Raw genomic sequence first — 21,141 nt, forward strand, 5'->3', positions numbered from 1 at the left:
CGTGAATAATCAGGAAAACTGGATAGTAATTGCCCGTTTTGGGCGGCCTCATGGTGTTAAAGGTTTTGTTACGGTTCATTCCTTTACAGAACCTCGTGATAATGTTCTAAAGTATGCAGATTGGCATGCCTTTATTAACAATAAATGGCAACCAATCAAGTTATTGCGTGCTGAGGCACAAAATAAAGCCATCATAGTCCAAATTGAAGGTTATCCTGAACGTGAACACGTAGCGCACCTTACTAATATAGAAATTGCAGTTCAACAGGAACAACTTGAAAAATTAGAACCTGGTGAATATTACTGGCATCAACTTATAGGTATGAATGTGATCAACCAACAAGGTGAACTTTTTGGAAAAGTCATTGAAATAATTCCTACAGGTGCCAATGATGTGCTGGTTGTAGAGGGTAGCAAAAGACATTTAATACCTTATTTACCCAGCAAATTTATATTAGATATTGATACCAAACAGCAAATAATTACTGTTGATTGGGACATGGATTTTTAAGTGGGACTTCATCTTGGAGTGATTAGCTTAATCCCTGAAATACTTAATGCCCTGAATTATGGCATTACAGGAAGAGCAATTGAGCAGGGATTAGTAAAAATTGATCACTGGAATCCCAGAGATTGGTCTTCCAGACCCTACAGGCAGGTTGATGACAAGCCTTATGGGGGAGGTCCAGGAATGGTTATGATGTATGAGCCCTTAAAAGGGGCTATTACGCAGGCACGTAGTCAAATGCCAAGTCATTGTAAAACGATTTATCTAAGTCCTCAGGGAAAGGTAATTCGACAAAATGACTTGAATCAAGTAGTAAATGACAAACAACCCCTGCTTTTTATTTCTGGACGATATGAAGGAATTGATGAGCGTATTCTTCAACATTATGTGGATGAAGAATGGTCTCTTGGAGATTTTGTTTTAAGTGGTGGCGAGCTGGCAGCCACGGTATTTATCGATGCGATTATTCGCTTAATACCAGGTAGCTTAGGGCATCTTGGTTCAGCAGAACAAGATTCATTTATGAATGGTTTACTGGACTGCCCTCATTATACTCGACCAGCAACCGTTGATGGATTAGAGGTGCCATCTGTTTTACTAGGTGGTAATCATAGAGATATAGAACTGTGGCGAAAAAAGCAATCTCTGGGTAAAACCTGGCTTAAACGCCCGGATTTACTTGAAAAAATACAGTTAAGTGAAACAGACAAGCAATTGCTTGCTGAGTTTAAGTATGAACACGGTGATTCCTAGTCCTAAAGGATGAACCAATTTGAGGAGTAGTCCATGACTAATATAATTGACCAACTGAATGCTGAGCAAATGCAAGGCAAGGAAATTCCTGAATTCAATTCTGGTGATACTGTTTTGGTTCAAGTGAAAGTAATTGAAGGCAACCGTGAGCGTTTACAGGCTTTTGAAGGTGTTGTCATAGCGAAGCGTAATCGTGGTTTAAACTCTGCATTCACTGTTCGTAAAATTTCACACGGCGTTGGTGTTGAGCGTGTATTCCAAACTTACAGTCCTATTGTTGACAGTATTACTGTAAAAAGACGTGGTGATGTACGTCGCGCTAAACTTTATTACCTACGTAATTTGGCTGGCCGTGCAGCACGTATCAAAGAAAAATTAACCGTTAAAAAAGCAGATTAATATTTACGTCCTCTCTGCTCCGAATTCAATTGTCCCCGCGTTCGCGGGGATTTATTTTGTAAGCTGTTTTTCAAGTATTGAAGCGCAGCATACACGGAGCGAGCATGGCAGCGCAGAAAATCAGGTTATTTGGAACCAAGAGAGTAGAAATATAACCCCAACCCCTCCTACCCTATCAGTATTAATCCAGAGTCTTCCTAAAAATCAAAGTACCTAAAATTACAATAAGTACTGTAAATAAAATAATTGGCCATACATCGGGCCATAAAATATTAAAATCAGCGCCTTTCAACATAATGTTGCGAGTAATTCTAATAAAATGAGTCAATGGGAGTATTTGACCGAGGTATTGAGCCCAAGTTGGCATGCCACTGAAAGGGAATAAAAAACCCGAAGTCATCACCGCTACTAATATGCACGCACTAATTGCAGCAACTACTTGAAATTGTGTTTTTGCAAATGCTGAGATAACAAGCCCTAAGGACAAATTGCTAATAGCATAAAATGCCATGATGAACAGATAAAGGGGTATACTTCCATAAAATGGAACTGCGAAAACAAAAAAAGAAATCATGAGTAAAATAAATAAAATAAAATAACCCGCAATAAAATGAGGAATTACTTTTCCAAAAATAATATTTGTGGCACTAAGCGGGGTGATTAATAGTGTTTCGAAGGTTCCAATTTCATACTCTGAGGTAATTGACATTGCTGTAAGAAGAGTAAGGGTCGTAAAAATTAATACAGAAATGAGACCAGGCACAATATTATATTGTGAAATGCCTTCAGGATTAAATTTAGCATGAATATCAAATACAAAAGGTGGTTGCTTCGGAGCAAGATAATCTAAAGAGCCACGCAAATCATCTTCAAATACCTTAGAGGGTAGTTCAGATGCAGCACGGAACGCATTGGATATCGAAATTGGATCTGATGCATCTGCTTCAATTAATACATGTGGTTTTTTTCCCCGTATTAAATCCCTTGAAAAATTAGGAGGAATGTTAATCACAAAAAGTCCTTTTCCACTAAGCAATAGTTTATCTGCAGCTTTTTCTGATTGCGCAATAAAATTCAGCGAGAAATAGTCTGTATGTTTAAGACCTTCAAGCAGCGTGCGCGTAAATGAGTTCTCTTCGGAAGAAATCACTGCCGTAGGTAAATGTTTGGGATTCGTATTAATCATGAATCCAAATAAAAGTATTTGCATTACTGGAATTAAGAATAATAATAAAAAAGTTGGAATATTTCGTTTGATCTGAATAAATTCTTTTTTAGCTACCGAAAAAACTCGCCAAAGTTCCATTTTTATCATTTATAATCTCTGTGCACCAAATGTTGCGAGCCAAACAAAAGCATCTTCCAAAGTGGAATCAATTTCATTTCCATGAAAAATTCATTATTAATGTAAGGTCGTATCGCCTGCGATAATTCTTCGCGATTTTTGCCACTCACGTGCAACGTATTATGAAATCGTAAAACTTGATCTACGCCCTCTGTGGCTTCTAATTGATGTGCCAACATTGCTAAATTGACACCCTTTATGGCCCAAGTAGTCAAATTAACCGTTTTTAAGATTTCTTCAATGGTTCCGGACATCAGAGTACGTCCATAATACATATATGCAATCTTGTCACACTTATCAACTTCATCCAAATTGTGTGAACTCAATAAAATTGTAATCCCTTCCCTTGATAACTGATGCATAAGCTCCCAAAATTCACGCCTGGCTTTAGGATCAATATTTGCTGTAGGTTCATCCAATAATAACAGCAAAGGATCATGCAGCAAAGAAACTGCAAGGGAGAGACGTTGCTTCCAACCTCCTGATAATGTACCTGCAATTTGATGTTTATGCTTGTACAAATCAAATTTGTGCAAATATTTTTCAACTTGGTTTTTTCTATCGAGGACTCCATAGATTTCCGCAAAGAAAAGCATATTTTCGTAAACGGTAAGATCTTTATACAGGCCAAAATTTTGCGACATATAACCAACTAATGTTTTGATCTGTCGTGATTCAGTTAAAATATCAAAGCCAACACATTGACCTACCCCTGAATCAGGAGTAATAAGACCACACAGCATCCTTATTGAAGTAGTTTTTCCTGCTCCATTTGGACCAATAAAACCAAAGATATCACCATATTCCACTTTAAGTTCAAGATCCTTAACTGCATGATTTTTATTAAATCTTTTAGTAAGGTGTCTTACGTCAATGATATAATTGCTTTTATCCATAAAAATCCTATAAAGATTTTGAAAAACGAATCCTATTTGTTTTTTCTAAGTTTAGAAACCATTTTTTGAAAGAATGATGATGGCTCAACAGCGAACAACTTCTTAACCACCTCAGCTTCAATAAGTAATACTTCACTATCATATTTCGCATAGGCACTTTCTTTTCTTCTGATGTTGGTTAAAAATTCACTGTCACCAAACATTTGATTTATCACAACTGTAGTAGAGCTACTCTCTTTTAAATTTAAAAGAACGACTTCACCTTGTAGAAGATAATAACAGGTATCTGCTATATCTCCTTCTTTATACAAACATGTTCCTGCAGGAATCTTAATGTTACGCGCTGTTTTTACCATAGTCTGTATTTTTTCATGGGAAAGATTTTGAAAAGCATGGTGAGCACGAATAAATTGGATCAAAAGGAACTCTTCACTCATTTTTTTTAATTTGGGATATCTTATTTGGGGTTGTTTTAAAAATTGCAGAAAATCATAAAGACTGATTTTAAGTAAATGCATCGGGGTAAGCGCTTTTACTGAAGCAGCATGCAGCCCCGTACTGGATGCAAAACCCTCCGATGATAAGCCAACGATCTTCCCTTCCTTCAACTCAGCAATACGCATTTCCCTATGCTTTCCCAAGGTATGAACCGATCGCGTTACTTCCGCTCTGCCAGAGACAATAAGGTAAATACAATCAATAGGATCTCCATCAACAACAATGGGTCCTACCTCTATAAATTCAGGTTTCGAGTACTTTAGCAACTGATGGGCACTCTGATAATCAAGCAGGCAAAAAAGTGGATGATGTAAAATAAGGTTTTCATAACTTTCTGAATTTTTCTTCATAGATACCCGCACCTTTAAAATTCGGATGTTTTAGCATCATTGTTCGTTAATCTAATGTTCTTCTAAACAGGAGGATTGCTAAAAAAATAATGAATACGGTAAAAAGAATTATTGGCCAAGTATCTGACCATAAAATATCTAACTCAGCCCCTTTTAACATGCTGTTGCGTGTTATTCTTAAAAAATGGGTCAGCGGCATAATTTGGCTGAAATATTGTGCCCAATGAGGTATTCCATTAAATGGGAATAAAAATCCAGAAATTAAAGTCGCAATAAGAATATAAGCATTTGATACACTGACGGCAGTAAATTGTGATTTGGTTAGCGCAGAAATAGCAAGCCCGGTTCCTATATTGGATATTGAATAAGGTGCTAATAACAACAAATAAAGAGGTAAACTACCATAAAAAGGAATCGAAAAAATAAAATAAGCAATCGCCAAGAGCACGAAAAAAAGCAAATAGGCCAAAATAAAATGAGGTATCACTTTTCCAAAAATAATATTTCCAGGCGTTAAAGGGGTAATTAATAAGGTTTCAAAGGTACCTCGCTCAAATTCGGAGTTAATGGATACTGCAGTTAGAACCGTAAATGTTGCAAAAATTAAATAGGCGATTAATCCTGGGATCGTATTATACTGAGGAATATTTTCAGGATTGAATTTAGCGTGAATTTCAAAGTCAAAAGGCATATCTTTAGGAGCAAGGTATTCAAGGGCACCCTGCAAATCATGCTCAAATACTCTTGTAGGAAGTTCAGATGCAGCGCGGAATGCATTGGCCACAGTGAGTGGATCTGAGGCATCTGCTTCAATTAATACATGTGGGTATTTTTCTCGAATGAGATTTCGAGAAAAATTTGGTGGAATATTAATAACAAATAATGAATTACCACTAAGTAACAACCGCTCTGCTGTTTTTTCATCTTTGGCTGCTGTGTCAATTGAAAAATAATGAGTGTTTTTCAATCCCTCCAATAAACTTCGTGTAAAGGGAGTATCTTCTGAAGAAATAATTGTTGTCGGTAAATTTTTCGGATCCGTATTGATGATAAAACCAAATAAAAGAATTTGCATTGCAGGAGCAAACAATAGCCATAAAAAAACTACTCTATCCCTGCGAATTTGGATAAATTCTTTTTTTGCAATAGACCAAACTCGAAGAAACCTATCCTCTATCATTAATTTTCCTTAATCCCGAACATAAAAAACATCCAAATTTAACTCAACATGAAACCAATTCACGAAAAATTATTTTGCTGGTATCAGTTCAATTCCTTTATTTAGTTTCAAACAAGAAAAATTGATTTTGCTGCGCAAGAGCAAGAAGAATTCAGTATATCCTATCTTAATAGTAACCGTACTGACAATTATTGATTCTGACAAAAGCTTATATATTTACCTTTGAGATGAGATACTTTATCGTTTAGATTATTGTCAATTATTATCATTTGATGATAATTTTCTAATCTTACCAATTGGAATGCTTTCATTAATAATGAGATAACATGCAAAAGTTCTTCCCAGGATGGTTGATTGTTTTAATTTTGTGCATACCCCTTATTGCTTGTAAAGAGGAAAAAAACTCGCTGCAAGGATATGTTGATGCAGATTACACCTACATCTCAAGTAATTTTTCAGGAAATCTTATGAGCTTAGATATCACAAAAGGAACTTTAGTTCGCAAGGGGGATCTTTTATTTACGCTGGATTTGCAACCCCAAGAATCCCAGCTTAAAAAAGCCAAAGCAAATCTTATACAAGCTAAAGTTCTCACTGAATTAAAACAATTTACTCTTGACTATCAAAATAATTTATTAAAAAGGTATCAAAAATTAATGGCCTCAGGGGGAGTAAGTCGAGAGCAACTTGAAGAAGTAAAGAATAATTACCGTCATGCCAAAGCCTCATTAATAGCTCAAGAAGCAGTCGTTGAGTCTTCTATGGCGGAGTTAACACAAGCTCAATGGAGTAAGTCAAATAAAAAGATATACTCTTCCATTTCAGGATATATATACGACACCTATTTTACAGTGGGTGAGCTGGTGGGGAAAGAACGCCCTGTTTTATCAATTCTTGCTCCTGAAAATCTCAAAATTATTTTTTATATACCAGAGCCTTTATTAGCAAAACTAAAGTTAAAAAATCAGGTCATGCTCCGTTGTGATGGATGTAGAGAAACTTATCCAGCCACTGTAAGTTATATTTCTTCTAAAACAGAATATACACCCCCTTATATATTTAGCGAAACCTCAAGGACAAAATTTGTTTATCGCGTCGAAGCCAAGCCAGCCATTACAGCAATTAAATATTTACATCCTGGCCAACCTGTTAGTATTTATTTGAATTATGATTCGGCGCGTATTTAAACTGAATGAGAATTACTGTTTCGCTGGTGTATGAATGAAATTTATTTTATAAGAAGACCAAATGCAAAAAATTTCTTTATTTTTATGCACCATACTATTGCTCACAGGCTGTAAGGTTGGGCCTAATTTTCATTCTCCTGAAGCACCAAAGACGACTCGTTATAACAATGGTCCAATAATCAAAAAAACAGCGCGCGCCACCAATCCCGCAGGAAAATCGCAGCACTTGCATTACAATCGTGATATATCCAATGCCTGGTGGGCTCTTTTTCATTCTCAAGAATTAAACGCTCTTATCGAACAAGGGTTAAGAAACAATCCTACAGTGGAGATGAGTAAAGCAAATATACGAAAGGCTCAAGCCAATTTACGTGTTGTTGCGGGCCCTAAATTGTTCCCTACCGCCGAGACTCAATTTTTTGGCAGTCGTGAAAGAAATACTTTGCTTGCTACAGGAATAAATCTTACGCCTCTTCCTGGGCAAAAACTTCCATTTTCCATTAAGAATCAATTTGATCTTTATAATGCGTCAGTTAATGTATCTTATAATTTAGACTTATTGGGAGGTAATAAACGGCAAGTAGAGGCTTTGCGTGCTGCGATTGATTATGAACGCTTTGAATTAGAAGCAGCTTATTTAACTTTAACAGCAAATATAGTTACCACGAGTATCACCATAGCATCGCTACACGATCAGTTAAAAACGACACAAGCCCTCATCAACTGTCAAAAAAAATTATTGAGCATGACGCTAAATAATTATAATTTAGGACATATTTCCCGGCTTGATGTGTTAAACCGTGAAAATCGCCTTAAAAAAACTATAGCAACGTTACCACCCATTAAAAGTAATTTAGCCCAAAAATACAATGCTCTTGCTGTACTTGTTGGATCATTACCTAGCGAGAATCATCTGGCTCATTTTAATCTGCGAAGTTTTCACTTACCTACAGAATTACCAGTAAGCCTCCCCTCTCAACTTGTAAAGCAACGGCCTGATATACGTAGTGCCGAATCGATATTGCATAAAGCAAGTGCAGAGATAGGTGTTGCAACAGCAGACCTATTCCCTAAATTTAATATATTGGGTAATTACGGATGGTTCTCCACCACATTGAGTACCTTATTTAATCCTATGAATAATGTATGGAATTATGGGGGGCAAATCGCACAAACCTTACTTAAAGGGGGTGCTTTACGTGCAAAAAGAAAAATGGCAATTGCAGAATATGAATACGCGTCCGCCAGATATAAAAAAATTATGCTTGACGCATTTCTTGACGTAGCAGATGTGTTACATGCACTTGAATTTGATGCAGAGCTCCTGCAAGCGCAAGTAGCTGCAGAACAAAATACGCAAGCGCGATTAAATCTCATCACCAATCAATATCAACTTGGTAAAACAAATTATATATCCGTTTTAAGTGCGAAGGAGGCTTATTTGCACGCTCATTTAAATGTAATTCAAGCAGAAACAGCACGTTATAATGATACTGCAGCGCTGTTTCAGTCCTTGGGAGGCGGATGGTGGAATACCCCGCACCAAGTTAATGTGTAATTTGCTTCTCTCGTTACGCTATGTACATATAAAAAACATTTACCACATCAAAAAGCAATTTCTTATTATTAATCTATAATTTTAAATTATAGTTTTTTCGTTTCCTTTTAACCGGCAGTATTATTCATAGGTTAGTAAATGAAACCCATTGCTTGGATTACAGGCGCTGCTTCCGGCATAGGTGAAGCGGTAGCCAAAGAAATGTTTTCTCGCGGTTATCAGCTTATTCTTTCTGACTGTAATCAAACAGCCTTGAAACAGGTAGCTTCCGGTATTCAAGCTGATATTTTTGTGTTGGACGTAAGAAAAAGAAATCAAAATTTAAAAGTAGGAATGAAAATACAAGAAAAATACGGTTATGTTGATGTTGTTTTTCTTAATGCAGGTAAATATGAAGCGGTTGATGTTAAAAATTTTGATAGTATGGTCGTTGAAGAAATTATACAAACCAATTTCTTAAGTATGATTTATGGTGTTGAGGCCGCCCTTCCTCTTTTACGAGCAAGTAAACGCCCACATCTTGTGGGCATGAGTAGCGCCATGTCCAATATTTGTTTGCCAAGAGCAGAAGCTTATGGAGCAAGTAAAGCTGCGGTTCGTAGTTTTTTTCAAGGATTAAGAATTGAATTGGCAAAGGAAAAAATCACCGTCTCAACGATCTTGCCTACCTTTATAAAAACCCCACTAACAGAAAAGCTTAAAATTCCCCAGTTCTTTCTTTACAATACAACAAAAGCTGCTAAAAAAATCTTAAATGGGATTGAACGAAAAAAAGCAGAAATCAAAATCCCCCCACTACTGGTCAATGTCACCAATTTATTGAAATATCTCCCTGATAAGTTCATTTTGTTCTTAATTAATCAGCTTAGTTGACGTGAACTAGTAGAAGAACCAGCGAGTTCTAAAGTAAAACCTCTTTTTTTCTTCGACCTTCTCTTTATAAGAACAAATGACACCATTCTTCCTTTAATTGTTTAAAAAATAAACTATACTTAAAAATTATAATTTAAAGTGGAGGGTACATGTGGAAAAACATGGGTAGTAACTACTGGATATATGTCATTTATAAAGTTTATCTCAAGAGTGCCTAGGAAGGGGATTTCTTGAATTATTTAGGTACTGTCAAAAGTTATACGTTGTATAAGGTGTTTGTCATGAAAAAATCTAATTCAGCTCTAATTGAATCAATTATTCTCTCAATTATTGTATTAGGGAGTACGTGGACGTTGGCCATAATATATCCCTCATTGAGAGAAGGTCTTTTAGGAGTAAATTGGTTATATATTGCAATCTTCTTTTTACTTTCCTTACATTTAACTGCGATTATCACGACGATTTACTTACATCGAGGAGAGTCACACAGGGCAGTAAAATTTCATCCTTGTGTAACCCATTTTTTCAGATTTTGGATGTGGTTAACGACAGGCATATCAAGAAGAAAATGGGTAGCAACTCATCATCTTCATCATAAATACACTGATACGGCAAAGGATCCACACTCACCTGTTACTTTTGGACTCAAAAATATGTTTTTTTATGGCATAGAAATTACTCATTTATCAAGGAGTGATGAAATGGTGCGTCACTTCAAAGACATTCGTAATAATGACTTTTTAGAGAAACACTTATATGAAAAACACGCAAAGAAAGGCCCATTTGTTTATTTCTTCCTGGAGTTTCTAGCCATAGGCATCTGGGCTGTACCAGTATGGAGTGCTCAATTAATTATGGAGACATTAATTGCAACATTTTATGTTAATGGCATCGCTCATAGTAAAGGCTATACTAATTTTGAAGTGAATAATGCCTCCAAAAATGTTACTCGCTGGGGTGTCTTTGCTTGCGGTGAAGAGTTGCATAATAATCACCATGCCAATCCTACAAGCGCCTGCTTTTCTTTTAGAAATGATGAATTTGATCTTGGTTGGTTTTATATCAAGAAACTCGAAGCCCTTAATCTTGCAACAGTACGGGTACGAAAAGAATAGATAATTCAAGCGCAACTGAAACAGTATCGATGTGATGATTATTAAAAACATCACATCGAGAACATTCATAGTGATGAAGCATGGAGAATGATTCTAGACCTTATAAATTACGAGGTGAATCGGTCTTTATAAATAAGCTGTTTAACCAGGCCTGGCTATTCTTTATTTGACCGCATCAAACGTTTTCATTAGTTGTTTTTTTGAGCGGGTAACTTACCCTTTTTTAATTCCAAGGGAACCTTGTTCATTTCATAAATAACGTTAATCTTTTCTAAGAAGCATAATAAATAATAAGTTATATCTATTTGCCACCAACGAAACCCTTGACTGGCAGATCGTGGATAATAGTGATGGTTATTGTGCCATCCCTCACCCATAGTAAGTAAAGCAAGAAAAAAGTTATTACGGCTCTTATCTTCCGTTTGAAATGTTTGTGTACCCCATACGTGCGAGATGGAATTAATAGAAAAAGTAACATGAAATAGTGCAACAGTTGAAATAAAAAAGCCCCAAATCACTAACTGCATTCCACTAGTATGCAGGTCTGGATAATAATTTTCTAATAAAGTTCCTACAGCAAACAGGATTAATATCAAACAAATAGGCACAATATTATCATGTCGATTTAACCAAAGTAATTCTGGATATTTCGCAAAATCCCGTACTGATTCATAATCCGTTTTAAAATTATCTGAATAAAAAATCCATCCAACATGGCTCCATAATAAACCGTGTTGGATTGGAGAATGCGGATCTTGTTGTTCCTCTGTATAGCGATGGTGAAGACGATGATGCCCTGCCCACCAAAGCGGGCCGCGTTGAGAAGCGGAATTACCTAATACGGCAAAAATAAATTGCCAAAAGCGGTTCATTTTAAAAGTCTTATGTGAAAAATAACGATGATAAAAACCTGTAATAGCAAACATTCTGAGATAGAAAAGGAATATCGCAGTAAAAACCGCGGTGAAACTCCATCCAACCCAAAAAACGGCCAAACAACTTAAATGGACCAGTATAAAAATAAAAACTCGAGCCCAATGGATTGTTCCTTGCTTTAAATTTTTTTCTTTTAAACTGGTATCAAACCATCCCTGTATGGAAAGCATTACTGATTTGAAGTTCATTTTTACCTCTTCGAAACACATGAAAACAACAACTTGTGAATATCAAGTCGGTAAGAGTCAGTATATCTAGTCAGAATGAGTGGATTCACATACATTCCATGAAACAATGGAAACGTGGTTTACATCCAAAACAACTCCCAACACTACACAACGCCCCGCATCTTATCTTTTCAGATATAGAGATACGTGCTTTTAAGTGTAGCAGAAATGAACAAAACGGTATTAAATACCAAACGATGGGACTAAAAAATTACCAAATTTTAACTAAATTTTTATAAATCCCTTCTTGGACGATTTATTTTTTTAGCTCAGGACTAGTTGCGTCAATTGAATTAGAAGTTACAGTTGCACCGGAAATTAATTCACCAATTGATTTTTCACGTAAAACAATACTAAAAAAACTAATTCCTATTCCAGCCACCCACCTCCAAGTATGTACCAGAGTTGAAGGAGGGGAAATTTCATCCAAACGTTCCATCTCTCCTTTACCAGGATGCAATTCACGAAGTGAGTTCACATACGTAGCAATTACCTCCATTACCTCTGGTGTCAATTCAGTTTGTTCATATAAATAACCAAGAAAACGTCTGGCCATACTTAATCGCGTAGGATACAGCTCATCGTCTTTTAGTTTGATGCGTTCTAAGTGCAAAATATAATCCTCAAGAAGATATCTCGGTCTCGTAATGGCATCAACTTTTTGAAAAACATCCATTACGTCCCTTGCATCGACATGTTCTACCCATTGATAAAATTGGGTTTGCATCCCTTCTAATCGCTCCTTATAAGTAAATGCATTCAGCTCGCCAAGTTTTTCTTCAATTAACTGCTTTACTGTATTCCGTGTTACTTTTTTTTCTGGAGACAAGGTCACTTCTACACCAAATCTCTGAAAAACCATGCAGACAAACAACGCAATGGTAATTGCTTTGAAAGAATAATCTAATTTTCCTTGCAAAGGCCTGGACTCTGAATCAAATACTGCTTGTAAGACCGCTAATTTTTTTGCATCTTCTTCTAAATAACCATTGTTTAACCATTCAAAAATCAAAAAATTTACTGTGTCATCTGCGTCCTTGAGCTCATGAGTATGGGTAATAAAATCAGTCCATCCTAAAAATTGAAGATATTTACCTTCACGCAGAGCTTGAATGTATTCAAAACTGGAAGAGAGCATAACGATCCTTTTAATGCTTTTTTTGAATCTTATCCTATACTTAAAAAACATAAACATGCAAATGGTGCACACTATGAAAAGGAAATGGTATGTTACTTTTGCTGTATCTCTTTTACCCTTTAATTTAGCTTTCGCAAATTGCGATTTAACCCAATTTCGTTGGGAATGTGATTTACCGGTACAAGTTAAGCCCAAACCTGGAGCCACATCACTCGTATATTGTGGTAACTCCTACGGCTACATTACAAAACAAGAGTACGATATACTGGCTCGATATCAACGTGCCAATGTTAATATGGTTTTGGATATTAATGGCGAATATATAGACAGTCCTTGTATCGGGGCGCAGAGATAGTACAATAGCTTTGATTTGACTCCCTTAGTAACTTTTTGGGAGGCATCACAGCCTGGGCGCAGCGCAGCGAAGCCTGGGTTTTTATGAAACTTAGCTATCGGGATTCTGCTGCGCTGCGCCCAGGCTAGAAGTAGATTAATGAGATGATCATTGAGTTCGATGGTATTCCCATAGAAATATTAAGAAAAAAAATCAAAAATATGCACTTACGCATTTATCCCCCTGATGGTTTAGTTAAGGTAAGCGCTCCTCTTCGATTCAGTGAACAACTTATCAGACAAAGTCTTGAATCTAAAAGTGCATGGATTCATCAACAAAGAGAACGGATTCGTAATCGCCCTGTTGAAGAAGATTGCCCCTTTAAAATGGGATCTACTGTAGCATTCCAGGGGAAAAAGTATTTATTAATCATTGAAGAACATCACGGTCCTACACAAATTAAAATCAATAATGAATTGATGTATTGTTATACTCAACCAAATAGTTCACCTGCTCAGATACAAACCATTCTTGAGCGTTGGTACAAACAACAAATGCAGGCATTATTGCCTGAGCTCATTCAACACTGGGAAGCGGTTATCGGGGTCAAAGTAGCTGAATGGGGAATAAGAAAAATGAAAACACGTTGGGGCTCATGTAATACTAAAGCTGCACGTATTTGGCTAAATCTCAACTTAATCAAAAAATCTTCTATTTGTCTTGAGTATGTTCTTGTTCATGAATTAATCCATTTATTAGAACCAAGTCATAATAAACGTTTTTATGGGTTAATGAGTAAATTTATGCCACAATGGCGCGAATATGAATATCAACTTGAAGGACGTGTGCTTTGATTAGATTTCTTTCCAAACTTGCTGAGGGGAGTGAAGTGCGAGAAGACACAGAGCGGAGAACCGGAGTGTACACGCAGTCACATGAGAACTCGAGCACTGCATCGATGAAGCAATTTACCCCCTCAGTAGAGTTTGGAAAGAGATCCATTGATTCGGAACAACTTATTCATGAGCTTTGTAACCAAGGATTCTATATTATTGATGGTTTTCTTGAATCATCTCAATGCCAATCATTACAGGCAATGGCCTGCGAATTGTATGAACAAGGATTGTTTCGAGGTGCTAAAATAGGCCTTAAACTTGAATCGCATCAAAATGAAGTCATTCGCACTGATGAAATTTTTTGGTTGGATGAAAAAGAAACACATCCGGCAATACAAATCTTTTTAGAACGAATACAGCAGTTAGCTCAAATATTAAATCAGTCACTTTTTTTGGGTTTGCATGAATTTGAAACGCACTTCGCCGCATATCAACCTGGTACTTTTTACAAAAAACATATCGACCAATTCGCTATGCAAAAGACACGGAAAATTTCCTGTGTATATTATTTAAATAAGCACTGGAAAGCTGAATTTGGAGGAGAATTAAAACTTTATAATTCCCAAGATCAGTTAATTGAAAACGTTTTGCCATTAGAAAATCGTTTCATTTGCTTTAATAGTGAATTACCCCATGAAGTGTGTATCACGCATCAGCCTCGATACAGTATTACCGGATGGATGAAAACTCATTCTCATTTTTTGCTGAATCGAGGTGAGTTTTCCAATTTAAACGGAGCGAATTAATGTCATTATTGTGTATAATAATATTTTTTATTTTCACTTAAGCTTCTATGCATGCCTTAGACATTAAACAATTATATAAAACTTATGCTAATGGTGTACAAGCATTAAAAGGCATTGATTTAACCATACATACAGGTGATTTTTTTGCTTTATTAGGTGCGAATGGTGCGGGAAAATCGACAACCATTGGTTTAATTTCTACTTTACTCAATAAAACATCAGGCAGTATCAGTATTCATGGTTATGATTTGGAAAAAGAGCCAGAGAAAGCCAAATCCTGTTTAGGCCTTGTACCTCAAGAAATCAACCTTAATATTTTTGAAAACTGCGTCCAGACCCTGCTAAATCAAGCAGGATATTATGGAATTTCACGAAAAAATGCACAACCGCGAGTTGACTCACTCCTGCACCAATTAGGTCTGTGGGAGAAAAGGCATTCTATAGCACGACACTTGTCCGGTGGAATGAAACGCCGGCTCATGATCGCTAGGGCATTAGTGCATCAACCTAAGGTGCTTATTCTTGATGAGCCTACAGCTGGCGTAGATATAGAAATCAGACACAGTATGTGGGAATTTCTCACTCGAACCAATGCAGAAGGAACAACCATTATTCTCACCACCCACTATCTGGAAGAAGCAGAACAGTTATGTAAAAACATTGCCATCATTGATAAAGGAGAAATTATAAAAAATTCCTCGATGAAGGCTTTACTACAAACACTTCGTCATCAAACCTTTATCTTTAACACAGAAAATCGTATCGATATTTTACCCGATTTACATCCCTTTAAACCTACTCTAATTGATAGCACCACTATAGAACTCCGTGTCGATAACAATTTGAATTTAAATGATGCATTTGCCTTGTTTAGCCAGCACGGAATAAAAATTCACAGCATGCGAAATAAAACCAATCGTTTGGAAGAACTCTTTTTGGATCTTATAAAAAATGGCCATTAAACAACAAGTTATTGCATTATACACTTTGGTAAGACGCGAGCTTGTACGCATGTTTCGCATTGCAAGCCAAGTTTTTTTACCTCCAGTAATTACAACTACGCTGTACTTTCTTATCTTCGGTAGTTTAATCGGACCGCGTATCGGCCCCATTCAAGGCGTCAGCTATCCAATGTTCATTGCTCCTGGATTGATTATGATGTCAGTCATTGTTAACTCTTACGGTAACGTATCTTCTTCGCTTTACAGTGTCCGCTTCCAAAAAAGTATAGAAGAAATGCTTGTCAGTCCAATGCATAACAGCCTATTACTACTTGGCTATGTTTTGGGCGGGGTTTTTAGAGGGCTAATCGTTGCTATTTTGGTTTATCTTATTGCATGTTTTTTCTTAACCATTGAATTAAGTCACTTACCAATGACCCTATTGGTTGTGTTGCTCGTCTCTGCTGTATTTTCTCTAGCAGGTTTCACGAATGCAATGGTTGCTCGAAATTTCGATGATATTATGATTATCCCAACCTTTATACTCACTCCACTAACGTATTTAGGTGGCGTATTTTACAGCATCAATATGCTTCCTGAGTTTTGGCAAAAAGTATCATGGTTGAATCCCATTTTATATATGGTTAATGCACTGAGACAAGCAATGATTGGCCAAAGTGAGGTCGATATCCGTTTAGCCATGGGAATTATTTGTCTTATGTTAGCGTTACTCACATTCATCAATATGATTTTATTAAAAAAAGGAGTAGGGTTTCGCGAATAATCATAATTCTAATGATTAAAAAGATAAGTGAAAATACAACTCTAAATTTAATTACAGGTGTTGCTTATAGAAGGGTAATCTGGTTGCAAGCAAGCGAATCTTATACACATCTCAGAAAAACCAGCCAACTCTACTCCGATGTCCCACCCCCGCGACTTGTTCGCGGGATTTAGGCAGATACGATCAAGGGACAGTGGCAAGCAGCAAGGATATGCTGCTTTATCTCATCAGATTTCCTGGGTTACGCACTTGCTTCACCCAGGGTCAGTAATTTCTTAAAGCGTAGCAGGAGTCTGACAAACTAATGAGATATCAGCTATAGCAGCAACCTGAGCAGCTTCTGTTGCAGTAGTAGTTGATGTACTCATTACTTCAACGGTAGAAACAAATGATACACTATCAGCACCGCTACCACTTCCAGTACTGGCAGTACTTCCAGTTTCAGTTTCGATTACTGAAACAGCTGTAACTGCTGCAGTTTTAACCTCACCTTCTTTAGGGAAAGGAGCATTTATCATACGATCTGCGGTAACCCGAACACTTGCACCAGGTCGAAGATATTCACCCCTTGCCAAAACAAGCCCCTCGATCACTTGAATGTAAGTCGCTTTTCCAACGACATAGACACGAACATTTGTTCCAAGTATTGCAAGCGATAAAATTGGAGTTTTAAGTGATTCTTTTATTTTTTCTGGTGTTTTTATTTCAAGTTTACCCTTACTTAACTCTGCCTTAATTTGTACCGCTTCCTTAGGAGCATAAGCCAAAATTTTGTAGTTCGAATTTTCTCCCATACTAACCAATGCGCCATTTGTATATTGCAGATTCGCTGCGGCACCATCACCGGTCACCACTTCATCCCCAACTCCTACACTAGAGCCACGAGTAATCCCTCGCTCAGCACCATTATGACGTGCTACAACTTTTTTCTGGGTGAATAAAACGGTGGCAGCCGATTGAGCAAATAGCTGACTTGCTAGCATCAATAATCCTGTAAATATTACTTTTTTCATATATATTCCTGTACAATTTTTTCCATTACAAAGTAGTTACAATCCTTAGCCATTAGAATCTTTCGATAAATAATGAAAGATCATTTATGCTGATGCATGTAAATTCCATCCCAGTTTTCAGGAGGGGGGGTTTCCATAAATGCTTTAACACGCTCAAGATACATCTGATATAAATAAACATTTGGAAATTTGGTTTTTAGCATAGCAAATTTTTTTTCTGCGGACGACCAATTCTGAGCATAATAATCTTCTAAAGCTCTATGGTACTCTTCCAACTGAGTTAAAACTTCTTCAGAAACATCACTAACCTTACCGAGGGGCTGATAGATAGTCAATCCACTTTTTCGCCCCTTAACAGTAATTTTATCTATGGCTCTCCAGATAAACTGATCTTGTCCTGCACGTGTTTTATCACTCACTAAAATAGTGACTTGGTAAAATTTTGTGAGATCTTGTAAACGCGATGCAAGATTCACTGTATCTCCAATGACTGTATACGCACGGCGAAATTCTGAACCCATGTCACCAACGTTCATCAATCCTGTTGCTAGGCCAATCCCAAAACTAACTGCAGGTAAGTCTTTTTCCTGCATTTTTTCATTGATTTCAGGCAATTGCTTTACCATCGTAAGCGAGCACATAATCGCATGAGAGGCATGCTCTTCATCAAGCATAGGAGCTCCCCAAAACGCAACAATCATATCCCCTACATATTTATCAATCGTTCCTCTAAAGCTAAAAATTATTTCAGTAATGGGCGTGAAAAAAGCATTTAACAAGCGCTTCACATTAGACGCTTCCAAGTTCTCACTAAGACTTGTAAAATTACGTATATCACTAAATAGGACCGTCATATTTCGCTCTTGCCCTTCCATGCTGTATTGCTGAGGAGATTCTATAAGCTCTTTAACATAATCTTCTGGAACATAATGTCCAAACAGCTGATTTATTTTTCTTTTCTGTCTTCTTTCAATAATAAATAAATAGCCATAATTCGTTATAGTCTGAAGCACGATTAAGGTTAAAATCAGTGCTATAGGAAGATATAAACTTTCATAGACAAACAAATAAATAGATAAGGCCCAGATACCGATAATACTTATTACGGCCAGGATCAAAATTCTGGAAACACTCAAAATAGAAAATAAAAAAGTAAAAAATACTCCGATTAATATTAAATACACTCGCGCTTTGGGAGTTCTCCAATCATATTCTGATACCAATTGCTGCCCGACAATACCTTGAACCATATTTCCTACCATCTCAACGCCAGGGTACGATTGGGCAACCGGAGATTGATGCAGATCAGCCAAAAGGATTATTGTTGACCCAATAATGGCAATTGCCCCTTGCAATTCCTCTGGATTAATTTTGTCTTGGATGATATCTGTCGCAGAATAATAATTATGTGCGCCAATCTGTCCCCAAAATGGAATAAGAATCTGTCCATACGCGTTTGTAGGTATAAATACATTACCCATTTGAATTCCATACAATTGATGATGGCGCATTTTAAGGGTGACATGTTTTACCATCAAATAATTCATAGCGGTTGCAAGCGCCAATGTAGCGTATAGTTTATTGTCATAGCTTGCTAACATAAGCCCATGTCGTATCGTGCCGTCCAAATCCGGCACGTTTGTAACTGTTCCCGCTTGTGTCGACGCTTCTAGAAATAATGGCAAACAGCCGTTATATCCGGAAAATTGATATAGAGGCAGATTATCTCTGTATAAATAATTATTTTCTGGATTAGTTAAAGGTGAAGGTAATACCCCCTTCCTGATTTCTTTATCATTATGAAATAAAAAACCCAACACCACATTATGATCCAATAATGATTGAGCCAAAATACGATCGTTATCCACTTTGGGGGCTATTTGCTCAAGCAAATCAGGTAACTGCTTTTGCTCTAAGGGTAATTGAGGCATTAATTTCTGTATTTCATTCTTGAGGCCTATTGCATAATTTACTTCTGCCTCAGCCATAACGATATCTGTTCCTATGGTCACAACACCATTTTGTTTTAACTTATTAATTAAAGTCGCAATTTTGTTTCTGGGCCAAGGCCATCGTCCTTCTTGCTCCACTGACTTATTATCAATATCAATGATAACAATTCGAGGAATTGTTTGATGTGGACGCCAGTTTAATTGGACGACTTGATCATAAGTTCGATAGTCCAACTGGGTAATGAATGAACTAAGTAGAGGAATGTGAATTACATCAACCAAAAAGATAAGAGCGGACCAGAAAAGACCTAGAAGGACTTGTGTCCCTTTAGATTTTAATGATTTCGGTGAGAAATAACGATCCTTCTTCACTAAATATTGTCCTTAAATACTTTCCTTAACAAAACCAGAAAGTGGGCAAACCCAGGGCCTCATTTACAATTCGCTAGATTGAGTCACAAGGCCTTAATGGTATTAAACGGGACTTAAGCAAATTTATATTCTAATGCAGCTAAAGTTTGATAACTCTGAAAAACTCCACCAGCATTATAATATTTTTCCTCAACACGAATGGTTGCATTTTTATAAGTTATGGCAATACCCCCACCTACGCGAAATCCGCTTCTATCCATATTCAATTGAGGAAGAGAACCATTTATTATGCTTGCGGGATCGACAAGTGGACGACTATTTGAAAATTGTGCTACTTGAATTAGTCCGCCGCTAATAAAAGGCATTACTGAAGGCTTAACAAAATAACCCAATTCAATATTTTCCAAAATTAAAGTAGCTTTATTTGTTAATGGCTCAATCACTTGAAATGTAGCAGTAGATGGGAAAAAGTAATTATATCTTCCAGTATTAATTTCACTGTACAGCACCCCGAGATTAGCTCTCATGAGCAACTGTTTCCAAGTTTTTCTATAAATTCCATTCACGCCGATAAACCAGTTGTCATTATTATTAGTTGCTTGAGCGATTAACGGAGTTGGAGCCATCGCAATTTCGGTTACCGTATTAAATTTATTGTACCCATAACCTCCTGATACATCAGCATAAATCTGAGGAGTGAACACTTTAAATATATGGCCGAAAATTGTATTGTTATGTATGGTCTGGTCAGAAGTAGTTACAAATCCTGGGTTTAATAAAAACTCAGAACTAAGCGCACTATTAATTCTAAAATAATAAATACCTGCCATCATGGTCTGGCCTAAGGAAATGTGGTCAGCTCCCGCAGAATAAAGATTTGAATATCCGTTATACCGGTTAAAATTTGCACCTGAAGTCGAATCAAAATTAAAATCGGTATACCCATAGAGAAATTCTGGCGTTATTTTCTTCAGATACTCCGAAATCTTTGTGTTATTTGTTGTTTCATCTTTTGACAACGTATTTGCATTAACGCAGAATCCATTGCATATCAAAAAAACTGATAAAATTAAGGATTGTATTTTCATCACATCTAAATTCCTTTTCAGAGAAGGTAGTCACTTTTGGGGTATAATCATA

21 protein-coding genes are annotated in these 21,141 nt (G+C 36.7%); 12 read left to right on the forward strand and 9 right to left on the reverse strand.

Features of this window, described 5'->3' with window-relative positions; all coding sequences use genetic code 11:
• Position 1: 1 nt before the first annotated feature.
• From rimM to rplS, 3 genes are read left to right on the forward strand one after another with little or no spacing between them, the layout of a single operon-like run.
• Positions 2-511, forward strand: a complete 510-nt coding sequence (gene rimM / locus DY223_RS13855; protein WP_058458736.1) for a ribosome maturation factor RimM — start codon at positions 2-4, stop codon at positions 509-511.
• Positions 512-1,261, forward strand: a complete 750-nt coding sequence (gene trmD / locus DY223_RS13860; protein ID WP_058458737.1) for a tRNA (guanosine(37)-N1)-methyltransferase TrmD — start codon at positions 512-514, stop codon at positions 1,259-1,261.
• Positions 1,262-1,294: 33 nt separating this feature from the next.
• A complete protein-coding gene (rplS, locus tag DY223_RS13865) occupies positions 1,295-1,660 on the forward strand; it encodes a 50S ribosomal protein L19 (RefSeq protein WP_058458738.1) in 366 nt (121 codons plus the stop codon).
• 181 nt (positions 1,661-1,841) lie between these two features.
• Here the strand turns inward: rplS and DY223_RS13870 are convergent, their stop codons facing one another.
• The 4 genes from DY223_RS13870 to DY223_RS13885 are packed head-to-tail and all read right to left on the reverse strand — an operon-like array spanning position 1,842 to position 5,929.
• Positions 1,842-2,975 (reverse strand): ABC transporter permease, encoded by a 1,134-nt coding sequence (locus tag DY223_RS13870; protein ID WP_058458739.1) that lies wholly within the window; start codon positions 2,973-2,975, stop codon positions 1,842-1,844.
• The gene (locus tag DY223_RS13875; protein ID WP_259293205.1) at positions 2,972-3,901 is read right to left on the reverse strand and encodes an ABC transporter ATP-binding protein; all 930 of its coding nucleotides are present in this window, start codon (positions 3,899-3,901) and stop codon (positions 2,972-2,974) included. The genes DY223_RS13870 and DY223_RS13875 overlap by 4 nt, the downstream gene beginning before the upstream one ends.
• Before the next feature lie 32 nt (positions 3,902-3,933).
• The gene (locus tag DY223_RS13880; protein WP_058458741.1) at positions 3,934-4,749 is read right to left on the reverse strand and encodes a cyclic nucleotide-binding domain-containing protein; all 816 of its coding nucleotides are present in this window, start codon (positions 4,747-4,749) and stop codon (positions 3,934-3,936) included.
• A 46-nt stretch (positions 4,750-4,795) separates the two neighbouring features.
• Positions 4,796-5,929, reverse strand: coding sequence for an ABC transporter permease (locus DY223_RS13885; protein ID WP_058458742.1), 1,134 nt, complete (start codon positions 5,927-5,929; stop codon positions 4,796-4,798).
• Positions 5,930-6,255: 326 nt separating this feature from the next.
• On the opposite strand from DY223_RS13885, the gene DY223_RS13890 reads away from it, so the two are divergent.
• From DY223_RS13890 to DY223_RS13905, 4 genes are all read left to right on the forward strand, one after another.
• Positions 6,256-7,116 (forward strand): HlyD family secretion protein, encoded by an 861-nt coding sequence (locus tag DY223_RS13890; protein WP_058458743.1) that lies wholly within the window; start codon positions 6,256-6,258, stop codon positions 7,114-7,116.
• Between the two features lie 61 nt (positions 7,117-7,177).
• On the forward strand, positions 7,178-8,674 hold the full coding sequence (locus tag DY223_RS13895) for an efflux transporter outer membrane subunit (protein WP_058458744.1): 1,497 nt from the start codon (positions 7,178-7,180) through the stop codon (positions 8,672-8,674).
• Between the two features lie 138 nt (positions 8,675-8,812).
• Positions 8,813-9,547 (forward strand): SDR family NAD(P)-dependent oxidoreductase, encoded by a 735-nt coding sequence (locus DY223_RS13900; protein ID WP_058458745.1) that lies wholly within the window; start codon positions 8,813-8,815, stop codon positions 9,545-9,547.
• Between the two features lie 281 nt (positions 9,548-9,828).
• Complete coding sequence (locus tag DY223_RS13905) at positions 9,829-10,662, forward strand: acyl-CoA desaturase (protein ID WP_058458746.1); 834 nt, start codon at positions 9,829-9,831, stop codon at positions 10,660-10,662.
• A gap of 188 nt (positions 10,663-10,850) precedes the next feature.
• Here DY223_RS13905 and DY223_RS13910 read toward each other — a convergent pair whose 3' ends face one another.
• Both DY223_RS13910 and DY223_RS13920 read right to left on the reverse strand, forming a co-directional pair.
• Complete coding sequence (locus tag DY223_RS13910) at positions 10,851-11,786, reverse strand: acyl-CoA desaturase (RefSeq protein WP_058458747.1); 936 nt, start codon at positions 11,784-11,786, stop codon at positions 10,851-10,853.
• Positions 11,787-12,081: 295 nt separating this feature from the next.
• Complete coding sequence (locus DY223_RS13920; protein WP_058458749.1) at positions 12,082-12,963, reverse strand: helical bundle domain-containing protein; 882 nt, start codon at positions 12,961-12,963, stop codon at positions 12,082-12,084.
• A gap of 73 nt (positions 12,964-13,036) precedes the next feature.
• Between DY223_RS13920 and DY223_RS13925 the strand changes: the two genes are divergently transcribed.
• From DY223_RS13925 to DY223_RS13945, 5 genes are all read left to right on the forward strand, one after another.
• Positions 13,037-13,318 (forward strand): hypothetical protein, encoded by a 282-nt coding sequence (locus tag DY223_RS13925; protein WP_058458750.1) that lies wholly within the window; start codon positions 13,037-13,039, stop codon positions 13,316-13,318.
• 143 nt (positions 13,319-13,461) lie between these two features.
• Positions 13,462-14,151 carry a M48 family metallopeptidase gene (locus DY223_RS13930; RefSeq protein WP_058458751.1) on the forward strand — a complete coding sequence of 230 codons (690 nt, stop codon included), beginning with the start codon at positions 13,462-13,464 and terminating at the stop codon, positions 14,149-14,151.
• A gap of 104 nt (positions 14,152-14,255) precedes the next feature.
• Complete coding sequence (locus DY223_RS13935) at positions 14,256-14,939, forward strand: 2OG-Fe(II) oxygenase (protein ID WP_058458813.1); 684 nt, start codon at positions 14,256-14,258, stop codon at positions 14,937-14,939.
• A 47-nt stretch (positions 14,940-14,986) separates the two neighbouring features.
• Positions 14,987-15,901 (forward strand): ABC transporter ATP-binding protein, encoded by a 915-nt coding sequence (locus DY223_RS13940; RefSeq protein WP_058458752.1) that lies wholly within the window; start codon positions 14,987-14,989, stop codon positions 15,899-15,901.
• The gene (locus DY223_RS13945) at positions 15,891-16,664 is read left to right on the forward strand and encodes an ABC transporter permease (RefSeq protein ID WP_058458753.1); all 774 of its coding nucleotides are present in this window, start codon (positions 15,891-15,893) and stop codon (positions 16,662-16,664) included. Before DY223_RS13940 ends, DY223_RS13945 begins: the two co-directional genes overlap by 11 nt.
• A 275-nt stretch (positions 16,665-16,939) precedes the next feature.
• Here DY223_RS13945 and DY223_RS13950 read toward each other — a convergent pair whose 3' ends face one another.
• The 3 genes from DY223_RS13950 to DY223_RS13960 form a co-directional block, all read right to left on the reverse strand.
• Complete coding sequence (locus DY223_RS13950; RefSeq protein ID WP_058458754.1) at positions 16,940-17,677, reverse strand: FecR domain-containing protein; 738 nt, start codon at positions 17,675-17,677, stop codon at positions 16,940-16,942.
• An 80-nt stretch (positions 17,678-17,757) separates the two neighbouring features.
• On the reverse strand, positions 17,758-20,001 hold the full coding sequence (locus tag DY223_RS13955; RefSeq protein ID WP_058458755.1) for a CHASE2 domain-containing protein: 2,244 nt from the start codon (positions 19,999-20,001) through the stop codon (positions 17,758-17,760).
• A gap of 113 nt (positions 20,002-20,114) precedes the next feature.
• On the reverse strand, positions 20,115-21,089 hold the full coding sequence (locus DY223_RS13960) for an autotransporter outer membrane beta-barrel domain-containing protein (protein ID WP_058458756.1): 975 nt from the start codon (positions 21,087-21,089) through the stop codon (positions 20,115-20,117).
• Positions 21,090-21,141: the final 52 nt, after the last annotated feature.

Source organism: Legionella bozemanae, from assembly GCF_900450575.1.
GTDB lineage: Bacteria > Pseudomonadota > Gammaproteobacteria > Legionellales > Legionellaceae > Legionella > Legionella bozemanae.

Excerpts from the sequence above, each read along its gene's own strand:
- DY223_RS13910 (WP_058458747.1), bottom strand. The coding sequence starts at position 11,786 with ATGAACTTCAAATCAGTAATGCTTTCCATACAGGGATGGTTTGATACC.
- DY223_RS13930 (WP_058458751.1), top strand. The coding sequence starts at position 13,462 with ATGATCATTGAGTTCGATGGTATTCCCATAGAAATATTAAGAAAAAAA.
- DY223_RS13935 (WP_058458813.1), top strand. The coding sequence starts at position 14,256 with ATGAAGCAATTTACCCCCTCAGTAGAGTTTGGAAAGAGATCCATTGAT.
- DY223_RS13945 (WP_058458753.1), top strand. The coding sequence starts at position 15,891 with ATGGCCATTAAACAACAAGTTATTGCATTATACACTTTGGTAAGACGC.
- DY223_RS13895 (WP_058458744.1), top strand. The coding sequence starts at position 7,178 with ATGCAAAAAATTTCTTTATTTTTATGCACCATACTATTGCTCACAGGC.
- DY223_RS13900 (WP_058458745.1), top strand. The coding sequence starts at position 8,813 with ATGAAACCCATTGCTTGGATTACAGGCGCTGCTTCCGGCATAGGTGAA.
- DY223_RS13885 (WP_058458742.1), bottom strand. The coding sequence starts at position 5,929 with ATGATAGAGGATAGGTTTCTTCGAGTTTGGTCTATTGCAAAAAAAGAA.
- DY223_RS13920 (WP_058458749.1), bottom strand. The coding sequence starts at position 12,963 with ATGCTCTCTTCCAGTTTTGAATACATTCAAGCTCTGCGTGAAGGTAAA.
- DY223_RS13880 (WP_058458741.1), bottom strand. The coding sequence starts at position 4,749 with ATGAAGAAAAATTCAGAAAGTTATGAAAACCTTATTTTACATCATCCA.
- DY223_RS13960 (WP_058458756.1), bottom strand. The coding sequence starts at position 21,089 with ATGAAAATACAATCCTTAATTTTATCAGTTTTTTTGATATGCAATGGA.
- DY223_RS13950 (WP_058458754.1), bottom strand. The coding sequence starts at position 17,677 with ATGAAAAAAGTAATATTTACAGGATTATTGATGCTAGCAAGTCAGCTA.
- DY223_RS13890 (WP_058458743.1), top strand. The coding sequence starts at position 6,256 with ATGCAAAAGTTCTTCCCAGGATGGTTGATTGTTTTAATTTTGTGCATA.
- DY223_RS13870 (WP_058458739.1), bottom strand. The coding sequence starts at position 2,975 with ATGATAAAAATGGAACTTTGGCGAGTTTTTTCGGTAGCTAAAAAAGAA.
- DY223_RS13875 (WP_259293205.1), bottom strand. The coding sequence starts at position 3,901 with ATGGATAAAAGCAATTATATCATTGACGTAAGACACCTTACTAAAAGA.
- rplS (WP_058458738.1), top strand. The coding sequence starts at position 1,295 with ATGACTAATATAATTGACCAACTGAATGCTGAGCAAATGCAAGGCAAG.
- DY223_RS13940 (WP_058458752.1), top strand. The coding sequence starts at position 14,987 with ATGCATGCCTTAGACATTAAACAATTATATAAAACTTATGCTAATGGT.
- DY223_RS13925 (WP_058458750.1), top strand. The coding sequence starts at position 13,037 with ATGAAAAGGAAATGGTATGTTACTTTTGCTGTATCTCTTTTACCCTTT.
- DY223_RS13905 (WP_058458746.1), top strand. The coding sequence starts at position 9,829 with ATGAAAAAATCTAATTCAGCTCTAATTGAATCAATTATTCTCTCAATT.